The organism is Microcoleus sp. K5-D4 (assembly GCF_036704575.1).
Lineage (GTDB): Bacteria > Cyanobacteriota > Cyanobacteriia > Cyanobacteriales > Microcoleaceae > Microcoleus.
Genome location: NZ_JAUBSD010000133.1, coordinates 1 through 12,281 on the forward strand (window position 1 = coordinate 1; position 12,281 = coordinate 12,281).

Annotated in this window: 9 protein-coding genes; 5 read left to right on the forward strand and 4 right to left on the reverse strand. The window is 49.0% G+C overall.

Annotation, left to right across the window (positions count from 1 at the left end):
* The first annotated feature begins 147 nt into the window (after positions 1-147).
* Positions 148-906, forward strand: a complete 759-nt coding sequence (locus QUA77_RS27105; protein WP_333453660.1) for a cobalt-precorrin-6A reductase — start codon at positions 148-150, stop codon at positions 904-906.
* A 286-nt stretch (positions 907-1,192) separates the two neighbouring features.
* Here the strand turns inward: QUA77_RS27105 and QUA77_RS27110 are convergent, their stop codons facing one another.
* Genes QUA77_RS27110 through hpsA form a run of 4 tightly spaced genes read right to left on the reverse strand, consistent with a single transcriptional unit; the run spans position 1,193 to position 8,999 of the window.
* Complete coding sequence (locus tag QUA77_RS27110) at positions 1,193-1,801, reverse strand: GspH/FimT family pseudopilin (protein ID WP_333453662.1); 609 nt, start codon at positions 1,799-1,801, stop codon at positions 1,193-1,195.
* Between the two features lie 58 nt (positions 1,802-1,859).
* Positions 1,860-2,948, reverse strand: coding sequence for a hormogonium polysaccharide secretion pseudopilin HpsC (gene hpsC, locus QUA77_RS27115; protein ID WP_333453664.1), 1,089 nt, complete (start codon positions 2,946-2,948; stop codon positions 1,860-1,862).
* Positions 2,949-3,007: 59 nt separating this feature from the next.
* On the reverse strand, positions 3,008-3,670 hold the full coding sequence (hpsB, locus tag QUA77_RS27120) for a hormogonium polysaccharide secretion pseudopilin HpsB (protein ID WP_333453665.1): 663 nt from the start codon (positions 3,668-3,670) through the stop codon (positions 3,008-3,010).
* A 40-nt stretch (positions 3,671-3,710) separates the two neighbouring features.
* Positions 3,711-8,999, reverse strand: coding sequence for a hormogonium polysaccharide biosynthesis protein HpsA (gene hpsA / locus QUA77_RS27125; protein WP_333453667.1), 5,289 nt, complete (start codon positions 8,997-8,999; stop codon positions 3,711-3,713).
* A gap of 421 nt (positions 9,000-9,420) precedes the next feature.
* On the opposite strand from hpsA, the gene QUA77_RS27130 reads away from it, so the two are divergent.
* The 4 genes from QUA77_RS27130 to QUA77_RS27145 all read left to right on the forward strand — a co-directional run bounded on the left by QUA77_RS27130 (position 9,421) and on the right by QUA77_RS27145 (position 12,140).
* Positions 9,421-10,347 carry a sulfotransferase domain-containing protein gene (locus tag QUA77_RS27130; protein WP_333453669.1) on the forward strand — a complete coding sequence of 309 codons (927 nt, stop codon included), beginning with the start codon at positions 9,421-9,423 and terminating at the stop codon, positions 10,345-10,347.
* A gap of 206 nt (positions 10,348-10,553) precedes the next feature.
* On the forward strand, positions 10,554-10,766 hold the full coding sequence (locus QUA77_RS27135) for a hypothetical protein (protein ID WP_333183957.1): 213 nt from the start codon (positions 10,554-10,556) through the stop codon (positions 10,764-10,766).
* Positions 10,767-10,869: 103 nt separating this feature from the next.
* On the forward strand, positions 10,870-11,769 hold the full coding sequence (gene aroF / locus QUA77_RS27140; RefSeq protein ID WP_333453671.1) for a 3-deoxy-7-phosphoheptulonate synthase: 900 nt from the start codon (positions 10,870-10,872) through the stop codon (positions 11,767-11,769).
* Positions 11,770-11,942: 173 nt separating this feature from the next.
* A complete protein-coding gene (locus QUA77_RS27145) occupies positions 11,943-12,140 on the forward strand; it encodes a heavy-metal-associated domain-containing protein (protein WP_333037087.1) in 198 nt (65 codons plus the stop codon).
* The last annotated feature ends 141 nt before the right edge of the window (positions 12,141-12,281 follow it).

Below are 12,281 nucleotides of genomic sequence, written 5' to 3' on the forward strand. Positions count from 1 at the left end.
TTCTTGTTTTATTGACCCTACATTAGATTCTTCTGAGTCCTTGTGTCAAGCCTAATTGAGATGCTCTTACCCTGCCCTTCTTAAGGGGGATTTAGGGGGATCGAGATATGTGCAACTTCACATTAAATTGGTATTAGGGATAATTTGGTGAAAAAACGCTTGCTAATTTTGGGCGGGACGGGGGATGCTGCTGAATTGGCGGTAAGAGCGTCTCAAATTGCTGAAATTGAGGTGGTATCTTCGCTAGCAGGACGCACTCAACAGCCTTTTACCCCAAAAACGGGTACGGTGCGAATTGGGGGGTTTGGTGGGGCGGCTGGGCTGGCGGCGTTTTTGCTCGATCGCCCGATCGACTTCTTAATCGATGCTACTCATCCGTTTGCGGCTCAGATTTCTGCCAATGCTGCTGTTGCTGCTGCTAAATGTAATGTGCCCTATTTGATGCTGGTGCGTCCAGCTTGGGAGAGGGTGGAGGGCGATCGCTGGATTGAGGTTGCGGGCCACTCGGAGGCTGCAAAGGCTTTATTAGGGCAGTCTCAGCGGGTGTTTCTCACGATTGGTAGGCAGGAATTGGCTGCTTTTGCGGGTTTGGATGCTATTTGGTTTTTGATGCGGGCGATCGATCCTCCGGCACTCAATACTCCTATTCCTAATGGTAAATTGTTATTAGCAAGGGGGCCTTTTTCTTTGGAAGATGAGCGTCAATTACTATTAGAATATCAGATTGATACAATTGTTAGTAAAAACAGCGGGGGCGGTGCTACTTATGCGAAAATTGTTGCGGCTAGGGAACTGGGAATTCCGGTGGTGATGGTGCAGCGGCCGCCGATTGGCGATGTTGAGCAGGTGGCGGATGTTGAAGGGGCGATCGCTTGGTTAGTTAAGCAGTTATCAGGACTTTTGTAATTTCGTGTTGCATTAGCGGAACCATGATTTCTAATCTTCTTTTGCTGTATGAAAGTCGGGATGCGCGACTTTATCCTAATTCTGTTAGTAGGGTTTCAAACATCGGCCAGCTTATATCTTTGAGTAATAGTTGGTTTCCTGGCTGGATGATTATTTGTTTTAGTTTTAGCTGCCTATTTTGACAGTTTTCATTAGATTTGAAATATAAAATAATTTAAGTTAATAGATTTTAGCAATTCTGCACTTATTCGGAATTGTTGTTAGAGATTAAAAAATATCTGCGGGGCTACGGGCAACCCTGTCCTGTTGAAGGATTGAATGTCCCTTCATCAGTCCTCATTCCTCCTAGGAGAGTTGCAACAATTACGCACTGCTTTGTACCGCCGCCAACAGGAGCAACTGAGACTACAAATGGAGTTATACCTGCCGTGAGATTGCCTTGGTAATCAAAAACGATCGAGTTGGGAGGCGTGGTAGGAGCAGCAGGTGTATTAACGGTAAGTGCAATAGTACCGGGCTTGATTTCGCCTCCACCATCTAACGTCTGCGTACTACCACCCGTAGCTAGTGGCGGGAGAAACGTAACTGTTGGCGGATCGACCGTTGTTGTATCAAATGTAACTGTGACACTGCTCTTAGTTCGCTTTGCTTCGCTTTGTGCAAGTCGTAATGATTGGAAAACTCGATCGTTCACAGTGCGAACTCTTTGTCTGTTGATGAATGCCTCCCAGCTTGGAGCGGCGATCGAACTTAATATACCAATGATTAACGCTATCACCAGCACTTCTAGAAGGGTGAATCCCTGATCGCCCTTTTGGGATGCAGTATTTTTGTAATTAGGATTTGCTTTTGTTGCAGAAATCTGCAAAACTTTTAATAATATTGGGGTTTTCATTTTACTCTCCTGTTTTATCTGCTAGTGGCGCGAGTCGGAAATCTGTTTCAGACATAAGTTATTGTCCTCGCGCGCCTAGACCTTGTACTTGCACGCTTGCTGTGGGGAAATATGCCGATTTGTTGGGGTTGTAAGCAGTATCGTTGGCTTGAAGGCGACGCAGGCTATTTCCTCTGATGGTAACTCTAGCTATGTTTTTAGATGTATCAACACAAGCGTAAAAGCTATTTGTATTGTCTGGGTTGGATATTTTTAAAGTTGTGTCTAAGACTGGGGATGTTCCCGTTGTCCCTGGTACTTGGGCTCTGGGATTGCCTAGAGCTCGTTGGCACTCGTCGTTTGGAGGTGCTGTTACTAATGGACTTTGGTCTATATAATTAACTAGCACTTGAGGGTTTGACCCCGTAAAACTTGCATCTGTAAATCCTGCTGGATTTGTCACGTTCTCGGTTGGCTTGTTCCAGTCAAAGTCTAAATTAAAAGCTGCACTATGTCTTTGACCATCTTTTGCCTCAGCATTGTCAAAGTAACGAGTTGCGGCAGTCGTTGCTGCTGGGTTTTCCATGATGCCCTCGCTAATTTCATAGCGCTCAATGCGTGTGGGACAAGGGCCTCCTGCTGGTTGACACCAAATAGAATTAGGATTGTTTTCTCTAACCTGGTAGTAAGCAACTAAGGAGCGAGTGTACGTATCATTGCAAGTATTTTGGGTGCAATTGTTTGGCAGTACCCGAGTATTTGGATTCGTATCGACAGACACAGCATCGTTAATCTGCTTGCGCTTCCAAAATACCAGAATTGGTGTTCCATTTGCATTTGGAGGAAGCTGGGGTCCAACAAGCTGTTCGTTGGGGCCGGGAGGCCCATTGATAGCCCTATTATCGTAAATATAAATAGCTTGGCTCAAATCTTGGGCTATGAAATCAAGTGCCGCCTGAACGTCTTGCTCGGTGTTTGACTTTACTTGTTCCCTCCTGTCAGTATTCAGCATATCGACTACAAAACCGAGCATCGGCGTAATGATTAAAAATGCCATAATTGCTCCGACTAAGAGCTCGACCAGAGTCATGCCCTTGTCTGTTTGAGTTGGGCCAGAGCGGTTTCGCCGGTGCTGACATTTTAGAAGCAACCTGAGTAAAGTTTGCATTTTGACTTCTTCCTTTGCCAAATGGTGCGAGAGATGATGATTTGATAAGAGGGCTTTGATTATCGGCAAACAGAGGGGTTAATAGCTCCATTAGGGTTAAGCCGAGAACATAATGATTGACGCGCGGACGCACCTCCTTCTGTAGTAGGGGGAATTTGTGTTTTCATTACCACCAAGGGCGCTTGAGGATTGCCCAGACCGGAATTAGCGACTGATTGCTGTTCCGTTTTCATGGTAGAGCCGGTAAACCCATCCGCGCGGTAAACCCGCACAGTCAGCTCATAGCCTGTTGGTGTCGGATCAGTGGTTGTATTAGCTGGATTTCGCCAAACACCTTGAACAAAAAACTCTTTGCTGCCAGCACAACCTGCGGTTTCATCCAAGTTAACGCAGTACAAATTACTCTGAGGGTTTGTAGAAGCAGGGGCAGGAGCAGGAGCAGTACCAACAGACGTATCTCGGGCAGGAAAACCGATCGTAGGTTGTGGATTAGTTGGAGGTTTAATCGCCCCCACTCTCAGAGCGTTGATGTAAGCTGTAGCCGCCTGGGTGGCCAGTTCCATCCGCCGCGCTTGTACGCGAGTCGCTACTGAGAAAGCCATCACAGGGGCGATCGCAATCATCAGCACCGAAACTACAATCATCGCTACCAATGACTCAATAATCGTGTAGCCACCATCTCGTGACTGGGATAAATTTTGCTGTTGTTGTCGCTTAGTCATAAATAGGACTCCCGTAATTGCGCGGCAGAAAGTTAGAGGGTTAAGTCGGGCAGCCACTGCGAATGGAAGTGGCATTTTGATTGGCATTCGGCTGACCGGGAGCCACAGTGCCGCACATCAAAGTTGTTACCCACGGGTCATTGCGACCTACCTCCCGGAAATACTCAGCAGGCTGAGTCTTTGTCGAAGGAGTCGTGAACTTTTGAGTAAACAAGTCAGGTGGCTGAGATAGCAGGCCCACGTCAAAACCCCAGTTCCGGGTTGGCGGGGTGAAGTATGGAATTCGCTGACCTTGTATGTTGTATAAAGTTAGTGACAGGGCCGGATTATTATTTGGCGTAGCAGTTGCAAGACGAGTAGGCGCTGCCGCTGGAGTAGATGATAGGGCGAATAGACTTGTGTGGGGAGCGACGGGAGATACTGCGGGGAGAATTGGCTGATAGGGTGCGGTACTAAAGGCGCTGCGGTTTTGCTGGAAGAAAGACCCTCGGATGTTAGTAGTCGCAGCAGCGTTTGGAGTGATACCACTCCAAACCTCTAAGAATCGGGGCAAGTTTTGCAAACCGCCGTTAAAGTCACCCGAGGCATTGTTTAGCGCCCTGGAAGGAGTGTCGCCCGCTCCAACGATCAGATTGAAAGTAGTACCAGCCGCAGGAGCGTGGGAAACCCACCCTGTGCTTTGTGCAGCATTGGTACCTTCTTGCACACCATTAGGTGCTGCTGTTGCACCCAGTATCTGCGGAAATGGCATCAATAGCGGCTGTGACCCGTTGTACGGCGCTGGGGGTATTGCGTTTGGTAATATAGGTGTGCTTGCTGAGTTGAAGGTTGGTAGAGGTACTCTGCTACCGTCTCTATTGCCGATCGGGAGACCGTCGATGTTGACCAGATACAGACGATTGGGCTGGTTGTAAATTGCATTATTACCCCCATTATTCTCTGCAAACCACAGAGAGTTATTTCTTAAACGGCCGATACCACCTGGTGTGATAATTCCTGCTGTAGGTGTACCAGTAATCGCCACAGGCTGTGGTGGGTTAACACCTCTGTTAAAAGCTACGCGACGGGGGAATCGCTGCAATTGTGGCAATGGGGGATCGACCGTCGATCCAGCTTGAAAAGAGGGAGTAGCAAGGTTATCACTAGGTCGCACATAAGGCGTATTCGCAGCGATTGTTGCCGCCGCGCGTGGTCCTGCTGCTGCAGTTGTTAGCGGATCGACAGACCAGTCCGCATCCGTACACTGGGAAACTGGCAGTTTTGTGCAAACTTCCATTACATACTCTGGGAAATTTGACCGCCGCTGGACGGGGGTGACAAAGTTGTTGAAATACGAACTCGAAAGTGGGAGAGCTGCTAGATTCGCTTGAGCCGCGTAGGTAGCGTCTGTCAGCACCCCTGCCGCACCTGGGCTAGCTAAATTTCCGTTGGCTAAAAACGCCCCGCTGGAAAGTCCGTTAGTCACAAAGTTGTTGTTATAAAATCCTTGCTGTCTGCGAGGCAATACCGCAGCAGCGCCCGCATTATTTCTCAGGTCAAAATCTCCCTCATTGCGGAAGCCAAAACGGTAATTTTGCGATAGGAGAGTGACTGCATCTGCTAGCACATTTGTCGGTCTCCAAAAGTCTCCCACGGTACAGTTCGGGAGCCTCGGATCGCCCGCACGGCAGGCAAAGTTAGAGTTAAGCTGGGTGCGGGTGTAAAAATTTGCCCAAGTTGGGTTTGTCACAACCTGGGTAAACTCTTCCACTGGCGCCAAAGCGGGTGCAGCACCCGGAGCAGCGGGTGGGATGTTGCCGTGAAGGTTAAAGTTTCCTTTGATGTAAGCCGGCAAATTCGATACCAGGGTCAGCCCTTTTTCTTGGACTACAGCATTTATATTCGCTGGTTGTGTGGGGTTGGCGCCACCGCGAAAGAGCACCTGACCGTTAATCAGGACAATGCCGTTAGGTTTGCGGGTTGGATCTAGTAGGTTGTCTGTAGGACTGAGTGTTTTGTCCGTCACTGGATTGTTCGATCGAGAGCTGCGATCGGGCAGCGCGTCATCCCGGCTAGCATAAATAATCCCGCTGTTTGGCAGCAAAAATTCAGGGGTTGGCCCACTAGCAATTGTTGGAGCGGGCGACCTTCTAAGTTGATTTAAGTCAAGCTGAGTGGCGCGAATTTCTAGGGGTTGTCGTTCTTCTAGGGGTTGGTTGTAATTGCCTGTTAATTGTGCTGCTTGGGCGTTGACAGGCTGAGGAAGGGGACTGCTGAGAGTAAAGGTTTCGTTGACGATCGTGTTCGGGTTATCGCGATCGACCGCCTTGACTTCTCTGCCGTTCAAAAATGCTACTTCTTGAATTGCCCCGTCAGGAATCACTCCAGGAGCACGAAGGATCGAGCCGTCAAGTATTTGTAGGGCACAATTAGTGGAGTCAATAGCTGCTTGTTGTGCTAGCGTGCGAGCGGTTGGCGGCTGGACTTGGAGGGCGGTTCTCAACGGCCCGTTGGCAAACCTACCGTCTGGAAAAACCATGTTTGCCTGGGCCTCCAAAATTGCGTCTCCACCGCCCAGCAAGCCTGTAGCGGGGTTCAGGATTGAAGCGGGAACCGCCGACTGCAATCTCGGGGGGCCGTAGGTGAGGCCGTTGTTAGAGCCGATAAAAAGCTGCCGTGTTCCCCGTACTGCGGTAACTGGTTGGGGTATTGTGAGATCTGGTGCGAACTGTCCCTCTCCGCTGACATCCGGCAGCGCTCCCGTCAAGATGTTTCTGGCTGTGGAAGCATTGCTAGGGTCGTAGTAGCTGCTGACACAGGCCAAGGGGGTTTGAGTTGGTTGAGTTCCTGGTGCTGCTGCTAGTGCTACTGGGTCGAAGCCGTTTGCGTACTGATAGACTGCGGTTGCCCGCATCCGCAAGTCGCCTTTGGCAAATTTGCGATTGGCGGGGTTTCCACTTTCATCAACAAAATTAGGATTTGGCTCTACTGGTGGCAGGGCAGTGGCGTCTGGCAAAGCTGGGGCTGCCACCGCTGGCGACCAAATAGGGTTCCAGTTTACCCAATTTGTTCCAGGAGTAACAACAGGACCTGCCGATACATTACCGTTGTTCCATACTTGAGAACCCGGGCCCAGCGGTGACATCGGCATCGAGTCGGGCCACACGACGCGGTACTGTTCGACAGCCGCAGTTGCCGGGTCGTCGTAAGTATTGGTGGTGGCAACGGGAGGGGTAGCAATGGATGCGGGGCCCCTTCTCAATATACCGGCACCATCTATCCAGGTAGGTGGCGGTAGGAAGGAATTAGTGCGATCGTATACTCCTGCACTGGTAATTACCCGCAGACCACCAACACCGTCAAGGGGAGTTCTCGGTCTTTCAGCGGCGCTTTTTTCCCAGAAACCGTCGCTGAAAGAGTTTGGGTTGCCTGGTAGTTCGCCGACACCGTTGCCGCGGTCTGTTGCTCCCACGTCAGCAAGTTTCGTTCCTTGCGGTGTGCGGGTGCGAACTGGGCCGTTATTTGCCCATGTAGTGGTGCCGTCTACTTGCTGCGGGACATTAGCGCCGAGAAAACGGTTGGTGGTTGTGTCCCACCGCTGTGCTGGCAAGTTGTTGCCTACCGTGACTCGATTGCCCAAGAAATTTTCGCTGTCAGCAAGTTTTAACTGCTCGGGGTCTTCGGCTGGTAGCTGAGCGGGTCTAATATTGAGTCCCGTCGATCCCGCGATAGCGCCTACTGTCGCAGTTCCATTAGTAGGAAGGCTCCAAGTATTATTTGCGGGTCTGAGACTGTTGTTACCTGCGTCTTGAATTATGTAGGAAGTGTTCGGTACATTCGGATCTAAATACTTTCCGTTGACCGCGCTGGCGAGGGGTGCTTCTGCAAAAGTAACTTTCCGCAGCCGTTCTTTAAAATAATCTTGTAATGCTTGAGCGCGACTCTGACTCTTGGGGGCCTGCTGTGCTTGTTGAACAGAATCCGGGTCGTTAGTACCTGTTAGATCTGCTTGCATTTGACCGGCTACTAGGGCAGCTAACCGCTCGGAGTAAGCGTTGTTATTGTACAGTACCTGAAGGCTGTTTTCATTTACAGATTGATTGGGGGCGTTGTTAATTGTTGGCGCATTTGTATTGGGTTGGTTTGGATCGGCCTGGCTTTTGAAAAGATGTACTCCCACGGCATTTATCCCTGCATTGTTACCCGACCACCCGTTAACAACATTACCGCCTACGATTATTCTGCTATTTTCTTGATCGTAAAAACAAGATTGCTTGCTACTGACTTGATATAGTTGCACGGTATTTGGTGCATTTAAGCCGGTAACCAAAAAATTACTATTTGTCAATATCCGCCCGTTTAGATTCAACGCAGGCCCAGGCGATATCTCTAAGTCGTCTTCATATACAACCGCATTGTTGCTGAGGGGAATGCGGCTTTGGTCTTGCTGGTATTCGAGAGCCGATATGCTGGGGGTTCCAGCGAAAGCTTGATACTGGGCACCCAAGGTGCCAGCTTCCGTCTGGGTAATCGGTACGTTAACCGTGTATACAAAGAAACTTTTCTGGAACCTGCCATTTAGTCTTTCCCAACCCGAGTCCCCTACCAAACTTGCAACCGTACCATCTCCTTGAGCACAGGCTGGGTTGATGGTTCCTGTCCGCATGGGCGGCGTTCTGGCGTCCAGTTCCCTTCTGGTTCTTGTACTTTTTGGGGTACGAAAGTAGATTCCGTAAAGAGTAAAAGTGTCAAATATACCGTCGTTATTGGTATCGACGGGATATCTCCAGGCAGTATTTAGCGCTTCATTTTCTACTCCGGGCGCGCTAAAAAGCGAGCCTTTTGGGTCGTGAGCAGGGTCGGGAAGGCCGCTGTTATTTAGATCGGCTCTGAGTACCAGGCGTTCCTCACCCGCGAACGTATAATAGTCTGGGTCGGCAGCAGTTGGGTTGGCGGGATATGAAGACATAATCCGGTACATTTCTGCATCGGATGGAGTCGCTGTTGGTCTTTGCGGGTCTTCCCGCAGCATATATTCAATTTTCGCTTTTGCCCGATCGAGCGCGGGAGTCGCAGCCGCCAGCACCTGCTGGCTCACACGCACGTTACGCGCCGTATTCGCCCGATCAAACGATCGCAGCGTAATCGCCACAGTCAACAATATCACTACCAGCAACACCATCGTCACCGTCGGCAGCACAAACCCCGCCACCGGCAGTCTCGCCCTCCGGCCCATAGCCATCAGGGTTTGCAGCATTGCTCTCATCAGCCGCTTGGCCCCGGATCTGGTAACACCAGCAATCCGCCGCAGCAGGGATACGATAACTTTGGATAATTTGCTCTTAAACATTGACGCCTTCCTGAATAATTTCAGAGATGGTATTGCTGGTAGTTACTGCTCGACAGTACAATCCCATCTTTATTGTTCCCATTTTTTGCAACTTGCATATCAGCCTCTTGCACAAATTTAAATTTGTACTTGGGCTGAAAAATAAAACCCACAAACCCGCAACCAAAATCGCCGCCGATAGTATATTTTTCCGCGAAAGATTTGCCCCGCACGAATTAGATATTCCTAACTCCACTCTAATCTAGTTAAATTGAAATGTCAGTCGCCAGAGCGAGAGTGAATTCGATCACCCAAAAACAGTGATCGGGATCGTATCCGATGTATTTCCCAGTCCTTGTCTGGCGGGCTTTGTTGGTGTGTTCGCGTTGCTAGCGCTTTCAACCACCGGAATCCACAATCACGAGCGGCCGATCGAGTGGTTATGCCTGTCAGCGGGATCAAATCTAAATTGGGCGATCGAATTTCCGTAATGCGTCAAAGTGCGATCGAATTTCCGCCATGCGTCAAAGTGCGATCGAATTTCCATTTGACCCCCGGCGCACTGTCAGTACAATTGCCAAATATAAACCTACCACCGCCACCCATGAAACAAACTCCCAAAGCCCCCGACTTTATCATCATCGGCGCCCAAAAAGGCGGCACAACCTCTCTGTACAATTACTTAATCCAACATCCCCAAATCGCCCCCGCTGCCCAAAAAGAAATCCATTACTTCGACTTCAACTTCGACAAAAGCCCCGACTGGTACTATGCCCAATTTCCCCAGCCCCAAACAGGCGAAAATCTACTAACCGGAGAAGCCAGCCCCTACTACATCTGTCACCCCCAAGTACCGCAACGAATCCACGATTTATTTCCCAAAGTTAAAATAATCGCCCTGCTGAGAAACCCAGTAGAACGCGCAATATCCCACTATTATTACTATATCAAAATAGGCTACGAATCCCTATCATTAGAAAGTGCGATCGCCTCCGAACCTGAAAGACTCAAAGGCGAAATAGAAAAACTCATAGCCAACCCAAACTACTACAGTTACGAACACCAACACCACAGTTATCTAACGCGCGGCATTTACGCGGATCAACTCCCAGCCTGGATGAAACTTTTTCCCAAATCACAACTTTTAATCCTCAAAAGCGAAGACTTGTATACCAATCCCTTCAGCACATACAACAGCGTCTTAGAATTTCTAGAATTGCCGCCGCACCAACTACAAACCTACGAAAAATACAACGCCACCCAATATCCCCCCATCAGCGAGACAGTATACGAGCAATTGAGAGCATATTTTCGATCGCACAACCAAAGACTAGCCGAATTGTGCGATCGAGACTTCGGCTGGGATTAACATCATAGTAGGGAAACCGCAAAGCCCATTGGTTTCAACTTAGGGTAAAATCCATAGTCCGGCAGGGGTTGAATTCCCTGGCGGACTCGCGGACTCGCAGATAGTCGGCTTAAGACGATGACACCAATGGGTCTTGCCCTTTTCCTACATTTGACAAGCAATGCTTGACATCCCAGTCTCCCTGTGCTAGCTTGTGCAATAGTATTGTGTTTAATCCACAAATCGCAGCACTTCAGCTATGTTCACAGCCAACAGCTATTTTTATTTTTGGTACAGCCAAGTTCGCCCGGAGTGAATTGGTAATTCACTGTGAACATCCGGGCGAACCGCAGATTAACACCTGCGGTTTTGTTTTTTCTACTTCTTTTCCCAACAACCAATCGACTACAAGCGAAAACAGCAATGACATTATTCAGTAACTGGTACTACAGCTTTTATTTTTGGCCCAACAAAAGTTCTGGGTAAATTGTCGCGCTGTCTTTTCGCACCAACCCGGAACTCTTAAAAGTGCCGGGTTTTTTGTTGTCAACCACCCACTTAAATTTCCAGGAGAATTCCCTCATGTTAGAAGCCAAACTGGTAACCAAATCTCATCCCGAACACCAAACAATCGTCAAACTCTCAGAAACAGTCTCAGTCGGCGGCCAAGAATTATTAATCATCGGCGGCCCCTGTACCGTCGAAAGTCCTGCACAAATGGAAACAGTCGCCCGCCAACTATCCGCCGCCTCCGTGCAAGCTTTGCGAGGCGGAGTCTACAAACCCCGCACATCTCCCTATGCTTTCCAAGGGATGGGAATTGAGGGACTGGAAATTTTAGCTGATGTCAGCCGGCGTTACAGTTTGCCCGTCGTGACAGAGGTAATGTCGATCGCCCAAATCGATCCTGTTGTCACCTATGCTGATATGCTGCAATTAGGCAGTCGGAATATGCAAAACTTCGAGTTACTAAAGGCGATCGGTCAAGCCGGAAAACCAGTCTTACTAAAACGCGGCTTATCAGCCACAATCGAAGAATTTGTGATGGCCGCCGAATACATTCTCAGCCACGGAAATCCTCATGTAGTTCTCTGCGAAAGAGGCATTCGCAGCTTCGACAATTACACCCGAAACGTATTAGATTTAGGTGCAGTCGTAGCGCTGAAACAGTTAACTCATTTGCCAGTAATAGTAGACCCTTCTCACGCCGTCGGCAAGCGAGAATTAGTCGCGCCACTAGCCAAAGCAGCGGTTGCTTGCGGTGCAGACGGATTAATTATTGAGTGTCACCCGCAACCAGAAAAATCGGTTTCTGACGCGCGGCAAGCTCTTTCTTTACCAGATATGGTAGATTTAGTTGCGAGTTTGCGGCCTGTAGCCGCCGCCGTTGGGCGCCGCATACCCGAGAGTAATGTGCCTTCAGAGGTATTAAGTTTGAAGTGATATGGGTAAGAAATAATCTATAACTTTTAAGGTCAAACTCTACAGTCGGTTTTAACCGAATTGAGCTTTGAGGCAGGGGTTTAAACCCCTGCCGAAATCCGGGAAAGCGCGTGTTTCACGAATTTAGATTAAAATAAAAAATAATACTGTCATCTACGAAATTTTGCTTAATTATGGCAATACTACTTAACGTTCCCTCGATCGTCTGTTCTGGCTGCGCTGATACAATTACCAAAGCCATCAAAACAGTTGACTCCGATGCTACTGTCAATGTGGATGTCGCAGCTAAGACTGTTACAGTAGAAGCTCAAGCTTCTGAAGAGTCTATTACACAGGCGGTTGTTGCTACGGGCCACACCGTCCAAGATTGATATTGAGTTTGGTGAGGGCGGGTTTACGAGATTATTGGTCTTAGGCTGAAATTATTGGTAAAAGCCGCCCCTTGTATCTTAAAAGAGTCAGGCGATAGATCGCTACGTCAGTCAGTTGATCGTTACACCAAGCAGGCGATC